Origin of the sequence: Candidatus Koribacter versatilis Ellin345 (assembly GCF_000014005.1) — a bacterium.
Lineage (GTDB): Bacteria > Acidobacteriota > Terriglobia > Terriglobales > Acidobacteriaceae > Korobacter > Korobacter versatilis_A.
The window spans coordinates 93,427-109,717 of the sequence record NC_008009.1; the positions used below are offsets into that span (position 1 = coordinate 93,427).

At 58.9% G+C, this 16,291-nt stretch carries 13 protein-coding genes; 6 read left to right on the top strand and 7 right to left on the bottom strand.

Annotated elements, in window-relative coordinates:
• Nucleotides 1-361: 361 nt before the first annotated feature.
• Entirely contained in the window at nucleotides 362-790 is a 429-nt protein-coding gene (locus tag ACID345_RS00480; RefSeq protein WP_011520899.1) for a cupin domain-containing protein, read from the bottom strand.
• 69 nt (nucleotides 791-859) lie between these two features.
• A complete protein-coding gene (locus ACID345_RS00485; RefSeq protein ID WP_011520900.1) occupies nucleotides 860-1,555 on the bottom strand; it encodes a type 1 glutamine amidotransferase domain-containing protein in 696 nt (231 codons plus the stop codon).
• Between the two features lie 387 nt (nucleotides 1,556-1,942).
• Here ACID345_RS00485 and ACID345_RS00490 point away from each other — a divergent pair, with 387 nt between their 5' ends.
• Nucleotides 1,943-3,307 carry a hypothetical protein gene (locus ACID345_RS00490; protein WP_011520901.1) on the top strand — a complete coding sequence of 455 codons (1,365 nt, stop codon included), beginning with the start codon at nucleotides 1,943-1,945 and terminating at the stop codon, nucleotides 3,305-3,307.
• Nucleotides 3,308-3,321: 14 nt separating this feature from the next.
• Here the strand turns inward: ACID345_RS00490 and ACID345_RS00495 are convergent, their stop codons facing one another.
• Both ACID345_RS00495 and ACID345_RS00500 read right to left on the bottom strand, forming a co-directional pair.
• Nucleotides 3,322-3,792, bottom strand: coding sequence for a hypothetical protein (locus ACID345_RS00495; RefSeq protein WP_148209967.1), 471 nt, complete (start codon nucleotides 3,790-3,792; stop codon nucleotides 3,322-3,324).
• Between the two features lie 306 nt (nucleotides 3,793-4,098).
• The gene (locus ACID345_RS00500) at nucleotides 4,099-4,893 is read right to left on the bottom strand and encodes a sulfite exporter TauE/SafE family protein (RefSeq protein WP_011520903.1); all 795 of its coding nucleotides are present in this window, start codon (nucleotides 4,891-4,893) and stop codon (nucleotides 4,099-4,101) included.
• A 113-nt stretch (nucleotides 4,894-5,006) separates the two neighbouring features.
• Here ACID345_RS00500 and ACID345_RS00505 point away from each other — a divergent pair, with 113 nt between their 5' ends.
• Entirely contained in the window at nucleotides 5,007-5,528 is a 522-nt protein-coding gene (locus tag ACID345_RS00505) for a DUF2393 family protein (RefSeq protein ID WP_011520904.1), read from the top strand.
• 77 nt (nucleotides 5,529-5,605) lie between these two features.
• Here ACID345_RS00505 and ACID345_RS00510 read toward each other — a convergent pair whose 3' ends face one another.
• The gene (locus tag ACID345_RS00510) at nucleotides 5,606-9,277 is read right to left on the bottom strand and encodes an Ig-like domain repeat protein (RefSeq protein WP_011520905.1); all 3,672 of its coding nucleotides are present in this window, start codon (nucleotides 9,275-9,277) and stop codon (nucleotides 5,606-5,608) included.
• A gap of 260 nt (nucleotides 9,278-9,537) precedes the next feature.
• Between ACID345_RS00510 and selD the strand changes: the two genes are divergently transcribed.
• The 4 genes from selD to ACID345_RS00530 all read left to right on the top strand — a co-directional run bounded on the left by selD (nucleotide 9,538) and on the right by ACID345_RS00530 (nucleotide 15,177).
• Complete coding sequence (selD, locus tag ACID345_RS00515) at nucleotides 9,538-10,590, top strand: selenide, water dikinase SelD (RefSeq protein ID WP_266190034.1); 1,053 nt, start codon at nucleotides 9,538-9,540, stop codon at nucleotides 10,588-10,590.
• A 95-nt stretch (nucleotides 10,591-10,685) separates the two neighbouring features.
• The gene (locus tag ACID345_RS00520) at nucleotides 10,686-11,987 is read left to right on the top strand and encodes a zinc dependent phospholipase C family protein (RefSeq protein WP_011520907.1); all 1,302 of its coding nucleotides are present in this window, start codon (nucleotides 10,686-10,688) and stop codon (nucleotides 11,985-11,987) included.
• A 204-nt stretch (nucleotides 11,988-12,191) separates the two neighbouring features.
• A complete protein-coding gene (locus tag ACID345_RS00525; RefSeq protein ID WP_011520908.1) occupies nucleotides 12,192-14,618 on the top strand; it encodes an ABC transporter permease in 2,427 nt (808 codons plus the stop codon).
• Nucleotides 14,619-14,673: 55 nt separating this feature from the next.
• The gene (locus ACID345_RS00530; protein WP_011520909.1) at nucleotides 14,674-15,177 is read left to right on the top strand and encodes a hypothetical protein; all 504 of its coding nucleotides are present in this window, start codon (nucleotides 14,674-14,676) and stop codon (nucleotides 15,175-15,177) included.
• A 7-nt stretch (nucleotides 15,178-15,184) separates the two neighbouring features.
• Here the strand turns inward: ACID345_RS00530 and ACID345_RS00535 are convergent, their stop codons facing one another.
• Together ACID345_RS00535 and ACID345_RS00540 are read right to left on the bottom strand one after the other, a co-directional pair.
• Entirely contained in the window at nucleotides 15,185-15,511 is a 327-nt protein-coding gene (locus ACID345_RS00535) for a hypothetical protein (protein WP_011520910.1), read from the bottom strand.
• A gap of 117 nt (nucleotides 15,512-15,628) precedes the next feature.
• Nucleotides 15,629-16,081, bottom strand: coding sequence for a GatB/YqeY domain-containing protein (locus ACID345_RS00540; protein WP_011520911.1), 453 nt, complete (start codon nucleotides 16,079-16,081; stop codon nucleotides 15,629-15,631).
• Nucleotides 16,082-16,291: the final 210 nt, after the last annotated feature.

Genomic DNA, 16,291 nt, shown 5'->3' on the forward strand with positions numbered 1-16,291 from the left:
AGGTCGGCAAGGGTCTTAAGCGAGCCGTTGGTCGAGACGAATAAGTTGACATCACCTCGGGATTTCTTATTTTTGTTTACCAAGTTACAGGCAAGAAACCACGAGAACTCAAGGTAAAACCCGAAGTTAGAAGTTCGTTAACATACTTTTCCAAGTGCTTATTTACTATAGATTTGCGCAGCCCCGCTTCTGACGCGATCCGAAAATTGACGTTCCAGCCCCGTAATTCCTTTCCTGAAAAGCCATAAAACGTGACTCTGTAGCCAGAAAAGTGCGCAAGTCGGCTGATTTGCCGCAAAGGTGGTACAGCGAAGCGGAAGAAATTTGTTTACTAGTCCGTCATAGGGCTGGATTGCGTGCGTCAGGATGCCGATTTCCGGGGATCGTCGTTGGCATGGATGTACTCCATGCCGAGCGGTCCGTTGGCAGAGATCTGAGTGATGTATTCGCCGGACTTCGCCCAATGAAAGTGCGATGTGTTGCCGGGAAGGACGACGACCGAGCCCGGCGGATAAGGATGAAGTTTGGCGGCGTCGAATTCGTCGCCCAGGCCGATGTAGAAGGTGCCGGAGATTACGGTGTAGACGCGGTCCTCGGGATGGCGATGCGGCATGAGTTTTATGCCGGCCGGGATTTTGACGCGGGTCACATAGGGCCCGGGTTGCGAAGGATTGCACACCAGCACAGCCAACCGGGCCGATGGCGGAAATGCGGCAAAGGGCTGCCAATTTACTTCCTCGGAAAGAATTGCCTGGAAGGTGAGTTTCTGTGGTGCTTGATCGATTGCCATAGGTTTCCCCGGTCGCGTCAGAAAAAGAGGGCCAAGGTAATGTCGCCTTTACCCTGGCCGTTCGGAGAGCTACGCCGCTACTTCCTTCGTTTTGCCAACAAAGCTCATGAGGGCTTGCGCGGTAATGGTGGACGATGCCGGATTCTGGCCGGTGATGAGGCGGCCATCCGTGATGGTGAACGGTTGCCAGTTGGCCTTCTTCTCGAAGATGGCGCCGAGACGAAGCAGTTCGTCCTCGACGAGGAAGGGCACGACCTTAGTGAGCTGTACGTCTGTTTCCTCGCCATTGGTGAAGCCGGTCACGTGCTTCCCTTTCACCAGCGGCTCGCCCTTGTATTTCACGTGGCGTAAAACGCCGGGGGAATGGCAGACGAGCGCGATCGGTTTACCGGAGTTATAGAAGGTTTCGAGAAGGGCGATGGAGACGGGGTCCTCGGCGAGGTCCCACATGGGGCCGTGGCCGCCGGTATAGAAGACGGTGTCGAAGTCTTCGGCCTTCATGTCGGCGAGCTTGAAGGTGTTGGCAAAGGCCTTGAGAGCTTGTGCGTCTTTCTTGAAGCGGACCTGGGCGGCGGTCTGGTTTTCGGCGAGGTCGCTCTTGGGATCGATGGGAGGCTGGCCGCCTTTGGGAGAAGCGAGGGTGATCTCGACACCGGCATCTCTGAAGACGAAGTAAGGGGCCGCACCTTCTTCCAGCCAGAAGCCGGTTTTACGTCCGGTATTGCCGAGCTGATCGTGCGAGGTGAGTACCTGCAGAATTTTCATTGGGTCACGTCTCCTTGATCATCGGGGGAGCTATCCGATGAGAACCGGATGATCAGAGCACTGCGGGGGGAGAGGGACAATTAGACGTTGGTATGGCAAGGTTGGCGGTGGTGTTGAAGAATTTGACGGGGGACCTACGACCCTGATTATGCATCTGTTTTTCCCAGGTCTCGAGAAGAGCGAGACCTGGGGCACCCGAGCACTTTCGTTCGGGAAACATAAAAACATAAATCTTAACCAAATTGGTCTTGGCAGGCGCTTCTCGGAGCGAGTATTCTCGCAGTCCTCAGCAGTAAGCCGTCCCCACGGCGCTTTCGGATCCCCACAGGCTCATTCCCCGCGATGGAAACTCGCAAGCCTTCTCCCAAACGGAGACCTGGAGGATCTATGTTCCGACTTCACCGACCGCATTTTGAAAAACTGTTTTTCGCCCTGACTTTGTTCTGGGCTCTGCCGGCCTTTTCCGGCGCTTATTCCGTTGTCTATCCGACGGGGATTTTCCCGGACGATGTAAACAACATCCAGGCCGCGGTGGATAAAGGTGGCACCGTGCTGCTTAAGGCAGTCAACAAGAAGGGCGTCCCCACAGAATTCAACTTCTCGACCGATCTCCTGACCGCGTACGGTTCCGGCTTTATCAACTTGAGCGCGGACGTCAAGATCATCGGCGAAGTCGCCGCACACGCCCGCACCACGATCCGCGGCGGCTTCGGCCCCATCGAGGGCCTATCGCCGGTTAAGAGCAGCATTCAAGGTATTGACTTCGAGAGCCCATTCTCAGACGCAATCGACATTGCGACTTCCAACGGCAGTACGGAAATTACGGGCAACGTCATTCACAACGTCGTGCCAGTGCGCGTAAGGGTGCCTGACGGGAACATCATCTCGTTCGCCGATGGGATCGACTTCTATGGCGGCAGCGATTACGGAATCGTTGCTGGAAAAGTCCGCCTGGTTGGCAATGTGATTGACGGCCTCGGCGCTATCTTCTCGAATGGCGTCCAGTTGGATACCGTGCAGAGCGATGTCGAGATTACCGGCAATCTGATTCAAAACGTGAACTCGCCCGACACAGAACAGGGCGGTGGAATCACGCTGGTGCGTTTGCAGAAATCCGCTCTCGTTTCAGCCAACCTAGTCATCCCCGGGCCGAGCGCCACCAGCTTCGCGGACGGGATTTTCATCGGGGGCGATCTGAGTGCCCGGTATAAGGTGATCTCGAACTTGGTCTATTCGACTTCCTACAACGGGGATGGAATTGACATCGCGGGAGGCGACGCCACTGGGACGACCGGCACCATCGATGCCGTGGTCGCTTTCAACCAGGTGACGACGCTCAGCGCACCGAACGCGATCCCGATTGCCCTCTACGACCTCGTTACCAACTCCTTGATCACGGGGAACGATCTGCGCGGTGAAGGGTACGCGGGGCTGATGATTTCGACTTATGGCTTCGACACCGAGGTTACAAGTGGGAATCGTTTCCTTGGCAACGACCTCAGCCACTTCAAATCCGATTTCGCCGATGTCTTCTTCGACGCCAACGGCGAAAACAACACTGTCCTGGGACAATGCAACTCGGTGGTGGACCTGGGGACCGGCAACACGATTAGGTGCACTCTGCATTCCGCCGCGCAAATGAAATCACCAGCCGCCCCGCGATTTTCGGTGGAGCAGATGAGGAAGATTCAAAGGCAGACGGTACATCCGTTGGTGCGGAATAATTCCGCAGGCAATGTTCTGCAGCCGTGATTAGGTGAGGCGGATCAGGCGGGAATTTCTTCGGCTGTGCCGAACTCGAGTTCGAACAGACGTTTGAGTTTGGCCGTGTACCCGGGGAGCATCATGTCATAGCAGAGTCGGAAATTCCCGCCGAAGTTTCCGACGGGAGCGGTGCACTCACCGTGCAAAAGACGGATGCGTGAGCCGTTTTCCTGCAGTAAGTCAGCCACGGCCGCGGTGCGATTTTGTGGCAAGTCGTGCTCCGTGCTCGGAACTCCGAAACATCCGCGCACCAATGTCGGTGACGACCAGAAGAGCGTCGCGTTGTGCCGGAATAGGCAATCGACTACGCGAGTGAGCGTGGCGTTCACCTCTTCAACCGGCGCCTCCTGCAGGTTCACGATGATGAATTGAAGATGTTTGTCTTCGATCTGCGACGTGAATCCGTATTCCGAGGATTCCTCGATCGCCTTGATTGCGGCCGGCGACACATATTTCTCGAAGAGTTTTCGCACGCGCCGTCGTTCGCGAATGACACTGAAGAGTCCCATGGCGGAAATGATACGACGTGAGGCCGCAGGCGAGCGCAGGGGCTGAAGCCCGGAAATCTTGGGGAGCGTTTTCGGCACGACTGAAGTCGTGCCCTGATACAAAGCCCGGCTGCGAAGGAGTTTTTGCGAAAGAGTTTTCAGCAGCCTGTGAAGTCGTGCCCTTTCACTTGTTGTGCTGCAATACAGGTTTTCAGCAAGGCGTGAAGTCGTGCCTTTCACTTCCCGTGCTGCGTAGTGAGGGTTTCAGCAGCCTGTGAAATCGCGGCCTTTTCACAGGGCGTACTGCTTCACGAAGAAGTAAATCGACAGCCCCGCGCCGATGAAGATGACGATCAGCCTAACCTTCGCGGGCGCGACTTTCTGGGCGAAGTGAGCGCCGAAGTATCCGCCGAAGGCTGCCCCGACGAGCATCACCAGAGCTTGCGGCCAGAATATCGCTTTCGCGACGATGAACGCGATTAGCGCTACACCGTTGCAGATGGACGCGAGCATGGTCTTGAAGGCGTTCATGGTGTGGATGCTTTCCATACCCATGAATGCGAATAGCGCGAGCATGAGAATGCCGGCACCCGCGCCGAAGAAGCCGATGTACACGGCGATGCCGAGTTGCACCAGCGCGGCGCCGGTCATCATGTGCGCACCGCCGCGCGCCTCGCGTTCGCGTACCCAGCGCGAGATGCGCGAGCTGAACGCGAAGATCACGGTCGCGGAGGCGAGCAGCCACGGAACCATATGGAGGAACGTAAGCTGCGGCGTCTTGAGTAGGAGGATTGCGCCAATCAGCGCGCCGGCGATGCCGGTGATGACCAGCGAGTAGATCTGCCGCGCGTCGGCCTTGCTGAACTCGCGACGATACGCGCCCACGCTGGCCAGAGTTCCCGGCCACAACGCGAGCGTGTTGGTGGCGTTGGCGTTCACTGGCGGAACTCCGGTGAAGAGCAGCGCGGGGAAGCAGAGGAAGCTGCCTCCGCCGGCGACGGAGTTGATGGCGCCGCCGAGAATCGCAACGCCAAACAACATTGCTGCGTGGCCCAACGTCATAAGAAGAACCAGTGTAGAAGACACGCTCGATTCCCGGAGTGACGCGTCACGCAACATTGCCAGAGCCGGGACCGAATTGGCGGTGTCTAATCAGGAGAAAGGCGCAGGCGCAGTGCCTGCGATAGAATCGGTTGGCCATGGCAGAGCCCGAGCAAGACGAACACGTATTTAGCGCGCAGAAGGAACCAGAGAAGCGCAACTGGACGCCGATGATTGTCGGCGCGCTGCTGGTGATCGTCGTGGTGGCCGCGATTGCGTTCTTCAATCGCAACAGCAACAAGGGCCAGGTACAGCACGATCCGTACGCCGACAAGCTTCCCATCAGCGACATGCAGATGAGCAAGTCGGAGAATTACGTCGGCGCGGCCGTGACCTACGTGGACTTCACCGTCACCAATACGGGCGACAAGACTGTGACCGGCGCGCAGGTGCAAGTCACGTTCCGCGATTCGCTTAACCAGAGCGTCGGTTCAGAGACGCTAGCCGCTTCGGTGCTCATTCCCAATACGCTCGGTGGATATCCCGACGTTACCGACCTCACGCGCGCCCCGCTCGCGCCGGGAAAGAGCCGCACCATCCGCCTGACGTTCGAGCACGTATCGGCCGAGTGGAACCAGAATTATCCGGAAGTGAAGCTGGTGAATTTGCAGTACAAATAAACTTCGCTGCCAACAAAAAGGGGTTCTCCAGGTCTGGATGGCTCCAACCCGAAGAACCCGGTCGAGAAAACGTGCGGTTAGTCGCGGTGTGCGCGTCCTACCAGGACGACCACCGGATTCGAGGCCGCAGGGCCCCACTCGCCATTTCCGAGATAGCGTGCCGTGATCACGTTGTGCCCTGCCGGCAACTGGGTTGCGAACAGGAACGTGGTGAAGTTGCCGTTGCCTTGGGTGAGGCCATATGCAGGCCCAAGTGGCTGCGGAGCCCGCCCGTTGACGGCATCGTAGAACTGCACTTTACCGAACGGCAGAACGATGCTGGAATCACCGCTCAGCGTCGGTTTCACAATGACGGCCAACTCGCTGGTGGCGCCCGCGCGCACCTCAGAGGCATCCGCGGACAGTGTTATAGCGGGGGTTGCAGGGTTTACGGTGGTCTCGATATTACCGCTGGCACTGGGCGCGTAATTTGCATCGCCCGAGTACGACGCGAGCAATTCACTGGTTCCAACGTTCAGGAACTTCGACCAGGGCACCACGAAGCTTGCTTTACCGTTGGTGAGCGCCACCGGTCCAGCGATGATCGAGTTGTACATGCTGACGAGCGTGACTGTGCCCGTGAGCGCTGCACCTCCCGACTTCTGAGGCGCCACCGAAACCGTGAAGGTGTCTGTGCCGCCGACCGTGAGAGTTGGGTTCGACTGCGAGATCTGCGTCACTGTGGCCGCTCCCTTCGCGGAATTCACGGTGAGGAAGAACTGCGAAGAGCGGAATTCGTCGGGCGCGACCGGGAAGAAGTTTTTGTCGCCCGAGTAGCTCAAACGAATGATGTGAGTTCCGGTCGTGGTGAAGGCGTGCACAAATTCTGCCTGCACCGCGTCTGATGGAACGTTTGTTGCGAGTGCGATCGGACCACTGATGGCTGCGCCATTGTCATAGACCTGAACCGTACCCGACGGGCGAGAGGATCCGGGGGCGAGCACGCTGATGTAGAACGTCAGCGGTGCTCCAACGGCAACGGTTTGGAGATCGGAGCTGATGCGCGTAAGACCGACGTAGCCTCGCGCCACCGATATCGATGCGGCATGCGGAGAGGACGAGGCGTGGAAACTGGTGTCGCCCGAGTAGGTCGCGCCGAACGAGTGCGTGCCTACGGACAACGTTTGTGAAACCAGGGAATCCAGGGTCACGAAGACATTGCCCGCGGTGATGGTCGCAGTGCCCGCGTTCTTGCCGTCGACCGTGATGGTCACCGATCCTGTCGCTTGTCCTTGCCCGGAGAGGCCCTGAACGTTGATCTGGAGCGCGGCTTCCGTCCCGAAAGTGATCGGTCCCGTCGTCGGCAGGTACTGGCCCACGAGGTTCACGTTGTAAGGAATGACTGTGATCTTGCTGTCCTCCGGCGTGATATCGATCGGAATGGGGTTGGAGGTGCTCTGGCTATAGGTGCCGTCGCCGCCATAGTGCGCGGTCAACAGGTAGTGGCCAGCCGGCAGACTTGCGACCGGACCGGAGAATGCACCGTGCGTCAGAGGCACGCTCGTCGGGTAGCGGTTCGAACCTGCCTCGAGTGCAACAGCTCCCGTGGGCGCGCTCGACGCTCGCGACGCATGAACGCGAATGTTGAGATCGATGGGTTGTCCGTGCTGCGCTTTGAAGCGTGAAGCCCAAAGGAAGGTTTCGGTGAGGTGCTTCCTGCCGGTGTTCCAATTCGCGGCCAGGTTTGCGGCACTGACCGAGCCGAGTCCGGTGGTCAAGTCGTACCCGGTGCCGGCGTTGAACCCGGTGAGGTTGGGCACGCCGTTGTTGCCGGAGGTGACGTCATTGAAGATGCATTGGCTGGTGTGCGTGGGATCCACCCTCTGCGACGCGTTGCAGTTCGCGGCTTGCTCGGCGGCAGCGAGTTGGTAGAAGGTGTAGTTTGCCTGGCCCTGGTATTGTCCGTTCTTTTGTTCCACAAGGGCGAGGATGCCGGCCATGGAGGGAGAAGCGGCGGAGGTCCCACCAACGACGACGGCGTTCGTCAGGACGATCTTTCCATTCACAGTCGTGGTCTGGCAACTGCCTTCGACGCACAGCAGGTAGCCATCGTGTCCACCGGCGGCTGCCAGCGAGACATCAGGCAGATCACGGACGCCGTCGTTTGGAACGCCGACGCCGGTTTGCCAGGCAGGTTTCGGGTAACCGGCGTTGCAGGTGAAGTTGAACCGGCTGCCGTTCTGGGTTACATCCGAACAGTTGCTGGGACCGCCGCTGCTCGAGTAATTGATGTACTGCGAACAGGAAGTGCTGGTGCGCGGATCGCAGGTCTCGTTCCAGGTAACTTCGGGAATGTATCCCAGGACAGAGGCTTGGTCGGCTGCATTGTTCGCCGACCAGTAGGTGGAGTCGTTTCCGTTCTCGTTGAGCTCGGTGCCTCCCACAGCAACGTTGTATGGGGTGGAAGCGAGCCCGCTCACCATTTTGCCGTATTGTTCGGGCAAGAAGTACGCGGCAGGATCGCAGCCGGCAGCACCGTTATCGCCCGAGCTCACGAAGGCAGTAATGCCCTCAGCAGCGGCTTGCTGCCACAACGACGAATAAAACGCATTGCCGCTTGGACCGAGAAACGCTTCGCACTGTCCATAGCTAGTACTCATGATGGGCGCGATACGGTGGTCGACGATGTATGCCGCCGAGAGATCCACGCCGTCTGTAGAGGCCGTCGAGCTGGAAGTGACGAACTTCAGTTTTGCACCCGGCGCCGAGGCGCCTGCCCACTCCAGGTCGAGGTCGGCCTCGAGTTCGTCCGGGGTGATTCCCGGGTCCGTACCGTTGATGAGGACTTCAGGATCGTTTTCCGAAAGCCCGAAGATCTGGCGGAAGGAATGTACGTCGGACAATTCGATGTTGGTTCGTCCCACGATTGCAATCGACACTCCGCGACCGTTGTTGCCGTCCGTGAGCAGAGGCGTTTCGTCGTAAATCTTCTGCAAGTCTCCGGGTGCGAGGAAATGGAATGAGCCATTCCCGGTTGTGAGGGTGTAGGAGGGATCTACCGTCAGCTTGCCTTTGCTGTCAGGTACGACTCCCGCGACAGGCTGCAATTTCCCGCTCGTGCCTCTCGACACCAGGACGCCGTGCGAAGTGAAGGAACGCTTCTGGAAGTTGTTCAGCGAGAGCACGCCGCGCACCACTGACGACAGCGCGCGCGGCAGCGAGACATCTGACGCATTCGCGAAGTAATCCTTACCGTTGAGGTGGTACTTGTGAATCTCGGTATTGAATGCGGTCCTGACTTGGGCTGCAGTTCCGGCGACCTCGATCCACTGCCGGCCGGCCGCAACCTCAGAAATCTTGAAGCCGTGTGACTGCAGCCAGTCGGTGACCTTCTGCATGTCGGCGTCGGTGGGGCCGAATTTCTGCGCGTACTGCTCAGGCGTGAGCCACTGGTGATAGTTCTTCGAATCAGTGTTCTGTAAATCGTCGAGATAAAGTTTCAACGCATCGCTTTGTTTGGCGCTGGGCTGGAGCAAGACCAGAATGCGATCCAGCGAAAGGTTGGAATCCACCGCTCCGGCGTCGCGGGCGGCCTTTGTCCATGCCGGCGAACTGCTATGTAAGGTAATGCGATCGGTCTCTAAAATTGGAGATTGAATGCGGGATGGATTTGGAGCGGTTTGTGCGGAGGAGGCGATGGAGAGAACAGTTGCGAGCAAGCAGGGGACGAGACTATGCCGGATTTTCGGCAGGGATACTCCAAGACGCATGATTTGAGGTCCTTTTAGTGTTTTGGTATTTCGGTAATGCGGGAAGTCATTCGAGCGGTGGGACCCACAATCCGAGTTGCGGAGGAGTCTAGCAGTCGAGAAACAACATCACAACGCGATATACCTGCAAGTTACAACGAGTGGGGATGAACGACTACAGAGCAGAGACGAACGACGAGCGTGAGTGCAGAATTCATTGCCGGTTGTGTTGCGATTCGGTTCAGGAGCGATGACTACGATGCGCGTGCTACGCTTTCCTTGTGAGTGATGCAGCCAAACAGGTGCGCTTGACCGAGACGGTCAAGGCCGCGGGTTGAGCGTCGAAGCTTAGTCCGGCGGTGCTGGACTCGGTGCTTGGGAAATTAGCCCGGCAACAGGACGCCAACGTACTAGTCGGCTTCGACAAAGCCGACGACGCCGGCGTGTATCTGCTCACGCCCGAGCTCGCGATGGTGCAAACAGTGGACTTCTTCACGCCCATCGTTGACGACCCGTACACCTTCGGCCAGATCGCCGCGACCAACGCTCTGAGCGACGTCTACGCGATGGGCGGAAAACCGGTGAGCGCGCTGGCCATGGTTTGCTTCCCCGACAAGGGCGATCCCGAGGTGCTGGAGCGCATCCTCGCGGGCGGATTGTCGAAGATGATCGAGGCCAACTGTACCGTCATCGGCGGGCACTCGATTCGCGACGAAGAGATCAAGTTCGGTTACGCGGTGACGGGAACAATCCATCCGCAGAAGGTGCTGAAGAATGCCGGCGCGGTTGCAGGCGATGCGCTGCTCTTCACCAAGTCGCTGGGGACGGGCGTGATCTCGACGGCGATTAAGCGCGGCAAGGCCGAGCCGGAGTGGATCGCCGCGGCAGAGCGCTCGATGACCACCCTGAATAAACTCGCAGCCGAGGTGATTGCCGCCGGTGATTACGCGGTGCACGGCATGACCGACATCACTGGCTTCGGCATGATCGGGCACGGGCGCGAGATGGCGCTGGGTAGCGGCGTCACGCTGCGTATCCGCGCGGCAGATGTACCGGTATTGCCCGGCGCGCTGGAGTGCGTGCGGTTGGGATTTGTTCCCGGCGGCCTCAACAACAACCGCGACTTCGCGGAGTGCCTGGTGACCTACGCCGACGACGTCCCGCACGAATTGCGGACGATTCTTTACGATCCCCAAACGGCAGGCGGCCTCCTGATTTCCGTGTCGGAGGCGGACGCAAAACGGTTACTCAGGGCAATGCAGAACGCAGGCGTGCCAGCGGTGCGCATCGGCGAAGTAATCGCGGCGGAGAAGCCGGGGATCGACGTTTGCTGACGCTTTCGCAGGTTCGGGTATCACCCTTGTATCAAAGACGCTGGAGTTGATTTTCAACACCGACGAGCTGTGCACCTTCAACTCCGGAGAACTGCTTGCCTATTCGCTCTCTCGCGCTACGCGCTCTTACACTCTGGTGCTTGATCGTGCTGCTGTGCGCGCCCGGCGCCTACGCGTACTCGGTTCTTACTCACCAGGCAATCATTGATCTGGCATGGGACGATTCGATTCGCCCATTTCTCTTGAGCCGGTATCCGAACGCGACAGCAGAACAACTTCAGGTTGCGCATGCCTATGCCTACGGTGGGTGCGCGATCCAGGACATGGGGTACTACCCATTCGGGCACACCTTCTTCAGTGATCTCACTCACTATGTGCGTGCCGGAGATTTTGTCGCCAGCCTGTTCCGGAACGCGCAGAACTTGAATGATTTGGCTTTCGCCGCGGGCGCGCTTTCTCACTACCTCGGCGATTCTTTCGGCCACTCCATCGCCACGAACCAGGCCACACCCATCGAGTTCCCAGACCTGGGCGCGCGGTATGGGACTGTGGTGACGTACGAGCAGGACCCGCATGCGCACGTTCGCACTGAGTTCGGCTTCGATATCGAGCAAGTCTCGAAGCAGCGGTTCGCGCCGCACTCGTACCTCGTACACATCGGGCTGCTGATACCACGTCCTTTGCTGGAGAAGGCGTTCTTCGAGACTTACGGCATGCCGCTCCACACCCTGCTCGGCGAAGAGGGGCCGTCGATGCGGAGCTACCGGTCGGCGGTACGCAGTTTCATACCATTCTTCGCGCGCGGCGAGGTGGTGCTGCATCGGCACGAGTTTCTGCAGGAGCAGCCGAGTCCGGAGTTCTCCACGTATTCCGAGGAATCGGAGCATGCCGACTTTCGAAACCACTCGCCGCAGGGGTACCGGAACCCTGGATTTGTCGGGCATCTGTCGGCGGCGATCGTCTGGATCGTGCCTAAGAGGGGTCCGGCTGCAATGCTGGCAATCAAAATCCCCAGCCACGAGTCGCAGGAGCTTTATGCGAAGAGCATGACTACGACACTGGAGCATCTGCACAAGCACCTCGGGGACCTCGGGCACGGAGAGGTCACGACCTTTGCGCTGGCAGACCGCGATCTTGACACCGGAGCGAGAACAAAGCCAGGTGGCTACGCGCGCACGGACGCGACCTACGCCAAGCTCCTGCACGACGTGGTGACCCGGCCGCAAATGACGATCCCACTGGGATTGAAAGAAGATGTTCTCGCATACTATGCGGACCTGAATGCGCCGATTACGACCAAACAGAACCCGAAGCAATGGGCGCAGGTGCAGCAGGAACTGGAGCATTTCCGGACCATGAAAAGCACCAGCCAGGTTCTGATTCCGAGCGAGCCGTAAATCTGCCGCTGAAACCCGCGCGGCACGCCCGTTCTCAGCTTGTCCGTATTCGGACGCTCGCTCGCGCCGCTGGACATGCAAGCGTGATTCCTAATTGCGATCGAGGTGCTAAGTACCTCAATTTCAGCGCCCTCCCGATTTGGTAGTGGCACGACACTTGCACCTTCCTTCTACGATTCTGTCGGCCTAATCTTCGAGGTTGGTATGCACGGACTGCTCCAGGAACTGCGCTTTGCGCTCCGCCAAATCCGGAAGTCACCGGGATTTTCGCTCGCGGTTGTGCTGACGATGGCCATTGGTATTGGCATGAGCACCGCGATGTTCACGGTGATGGATGCGGTGGTGCTGCGTCCGCTGGCTGTTCCCGACATGGAGCGCGTGGCGAGTGTCTCCGAGGAGAGTACCGACCACATTGCGCGCGCGGACGCGATGGGCAACGTGCAGGATTGGTACACGCAGAGCCATTCGTTTTCTGAGATGGCGTGGCACCGTCCCGTGGCAATGAACATGACCGGCGCCGGCGATCCCGAACAATTGATGGCGACGTTGTCGTCCGCCAATTTGTTCGACTTGCTCCGGGTGAAGCCGTGGCTGGGACGGACCTTCGCGAAGGGCGAGGATGAACCCGGCGCCGATCGCGTGGCGGTGCTCAGCTACTCGCTGTGGCAGAAGCAATTCGGGGAAGACCGCAACGCTGTCGGTCGCAAAATCCAGCTCGATGGCAAGGAGTACGACGTCATCGGCGTGATGCCGCAGGGATTCCGCTACGCCTCGTACAGCGACATTTTCATTCCTCTCGGGCTGACGCCGGCGGAAAAAGCGGACCGTGCGGGACATCTTTATAGCGTGCTTGCCCGTTTGAATCCGGGCGTGACTCGCGAGGCCGCGCTGGCGGAGTTGTCGGCGATTGCTGCGCACGACGCTAAGGAGCATCCCGAGACCAACCTCGGTTGGGGCCTGAAACTGCGCACGCTGGCCGACTCGGTGAATGACGATTACACGCCGATGTACATGCGGCTGATGCTCGGCGTGGGAATCTTCGTATTGCTGATCATCTGCGCCAACGTTTCGAACCTGCAGTTCGCGCGCAGCATCGGTCGCCGGACGGAGATTGCGATTCGCTCTGCGATGGGCGCCGGACGAACCCGCATCGTGCGGCAACTGCTTATCGAAAGCACCCTGCTCTGCGTTACGGGTGCGCTGGCTGGAATCCTGGTGGCGCGTCTGCAACTGCACCTTACGTTGATCACCATGCCTCCGCGGGTGGCACGCTTCCTGCCGGGATGGAGCAATATCAATTTGAATGGCCGGGCGCTGGCGTATTCGCTGGGCCTCGCGGTATTTGCCGGGATCTTCTCCGGATTGGCGCCGAGTCTTTCCGCGTTACGCTTGGGCGTGGCAGAGCAGTTAAAAGCCGGTGGACGCACCGTAGCGGGCGATCGGCGCTCGCATGCGTTGCGTAACATCTTCGCAGTGGCGCAGATCACGCTAGCTGTTGCGCTGGTTGCGGGAGCGGCGCTGATGGGCTCGGGCATGCGTGCAATGCTGCGCCAAACCGACCGCTATTCGCCGAAGACGCTATTGACCTTTGAAGTGAACCTGCCGCACGCGCGCTACGCGACCGCCGCGCAGCAAAAGGCTTTCTACGATGAGTCGTTGCAGGCGCTGCGGAACACGCCGGGCGTGGCATCGGCCGACATCACCCCGACGTTCCCGGTCAACAATACGGGCGTGTGGTGGCAGGACGTCAACCTCGAGCATGTGCAGGCGGTGCCGGGAGAATCGCGCGCTACACAGCGGCTAACCATCTCGCCGAGTTTCCTCAGCGCAATGCATGTCTCGCTGCTCGAGGGACGCTGGCTCAACGACTCCGATGGAACTTCGACTACGCCGGTAGCAGTGATCAGCAAGAAGTTCGCAGACCGATATTTCGAGGGGAAAGATCCGATCGGTCGCCGGATGCAACTTGGCAAGCCCTCGGAAGCGACCCCGTGGATCACCGTCGTGGGCGTAGCCGAGGACATTACCTGGCTCTGGGTGGACAAGACGCCGCAACCCACGGTGTACCTGTCGTACGCGCAATTCCCGGGCGACAAGACGTACTTCGCAGTCCGCGCTAACGGCGATGCCGACTCCATAGCGCCCGCCGTCCGCCGGGCATTCGCACAGATTGACGCCACGCTGCCTCTGAGCGACGTCCAGAGCTACGACGTTTACCTGCATGAAACGCTGGTAGGACTCGAATATGTCGTAGGCATGTTCGTCATCGACGCGCTGGTGGCGCTGCTGTTGGCCGCGATCGGGATCTTCGGCGTGATGGCGAATTCCGTCTCCGAGCGCACTCACGAAATCGGCGTGCGCATGGCGATGGGCGCGCAACCGAAACAGATTCGCATCCTGGTGCTGCGGCGTGCCGCGGTGCTGACGATCGTTGGATTGGCCCTGGGCATTCCCATGGCAGGTGGACTCGCGCGGATGATGGCGAATTTGATCTTCGGCGTCAGCGCGGGCGACCTGCGCGTGTTCGTCGGGACCGCCGGAGCGGTGACGCTGGTAGCGCTGCTGGCTACGTTGTTGCCGGCACACCGAGCAACGTCGGTGCAGCCGATGACGGCGCTGAGGAACGAGTAGAAGAAGACAGGGTTTCAGGATTGCGAAATCCGGGAGCGTAGATTAGATTGCGCGCATGCGTCCGCTCGGGATTTCGACTCTCACAGGGCTGTGGTTCGTATTGTCGGTCGGCGACTTCTTCGTTCCGCATTTTCCAGGCACTGCGGTGCCAACGTGGATTTTCGTTGCGATCGCCTCGTTTGAGGTCGGCTTATTTTGGCTTCTGCTCTGGTTCTTCTGGAGAGGTCACAACTGGTCCCGGATCGTGATGCTGCTGGTGTCTCCGTTCAGTATTGTTTCGCTCGGGGCAGTCAGTTTTCCTTTGATCAGCGCGTTGATGTGGAACGCCACCGTAATCTCGGCCGCCGCGCTGTCTCTCTTCCAGCTCTACTACCTGAACAAATCGATGGTCCGAGCGTGGTTTAAGAAGGGAGCGGAGGCGCGCAAGACCTCGCGAATGACGATCGCGCTGGTTTCGATATTGGCCGTGCTGGTGTCGATCTACGGATTAGAGGCGATGCATGTGAAGTATCTTCGCCACAAGCTCGGCCCGGAGTACCAACAGCTGCGTGCGACCTAGAGGTCGATCACGCCGTCGTCTGACGCGCGCCGATCCGGCTGCTCTTCAGCGCCAAGCCAAGCGCCGCGCCGAACGCGCCTACTCCGCCCATGAAGCCGTACATCACGAACTCAAGCGGCCACAGATTGTGCGAAGTCGGATCCTTGAACACTTCGCCGATGGCGAGAATAGGCAGTAGTCCAATCTGGAAGAAGGCCGCGAAGATGCCCTGTGGCCAGCCCTTGGCGAAGCCCCAGAAGAATCCCGCGACGAACAGAAGAAACAGGTCTGCGAACGCGAAGTGCTTGATGGATCTTGCCAGCAACACGAAAACGGAATGCGACGGTGAGCGCATTCCTGCGGAAGGATCATCAGCGCCAGGCCGGTGATCGCGCCGCGCGCACTGTAGACGAGCAGACCGCGAACTTTATCGCTCAAGAAATACTGTCCTCGGGAGTGTGGTTGGTGCTGCCTACTTGCCCGCGAGTTCCTTTTTCACGGTTTCGCTGACGAGCTTCCCATCCACGCGCACGTCGGCGAACTTGGCCATGGTGGCTTTCATCACGGTGCCCATGTCTTTCATGGTCGGCGAGCCCATCTCGGCGATGGTGGCGCGCACCGCGGCGACGATCTGTTCTTCGCTCGCAGTCTTGGGCATGTAGGTTTCGATCAGGACGATTTCTCTTTCTTCTTTCGCAGCGAGCTCGGGGCGATCGCCCTTGGTGAACTGTTCGACGGAATCTTTACGCTGCTTGATCATGGTGCTGAGGACGGCGAGAACTTCCTTATCGTCGAGCGGTGCGCGCTTGTCGATTTCCTTGTTCTTGACCGCGGATTTCATCATGCGCAGCGTGGAGAGCTTTTCTTCTTCCTTGCTCTTCATGGCGGCGACCATGTCTTTCTGGATCTGTTCGCTCAGGCTCATGCGGAGATTATAGATGTGAGCTACGAATCGCTGAGGTGAGGGGAACTCTGCGCGAACCAGATCCACCAGTGAATCGGTTTTATGGGCGGCTCTGTATTAGTTTCATTTATGGTTTCCAGAAATCTTTTGACGTTGACACACTGCGGAACGAGGGAAATAATCGCGTCAAATTCCAGTGATGCTCCTCGCAAACCCACGTCCGTTGTTCTT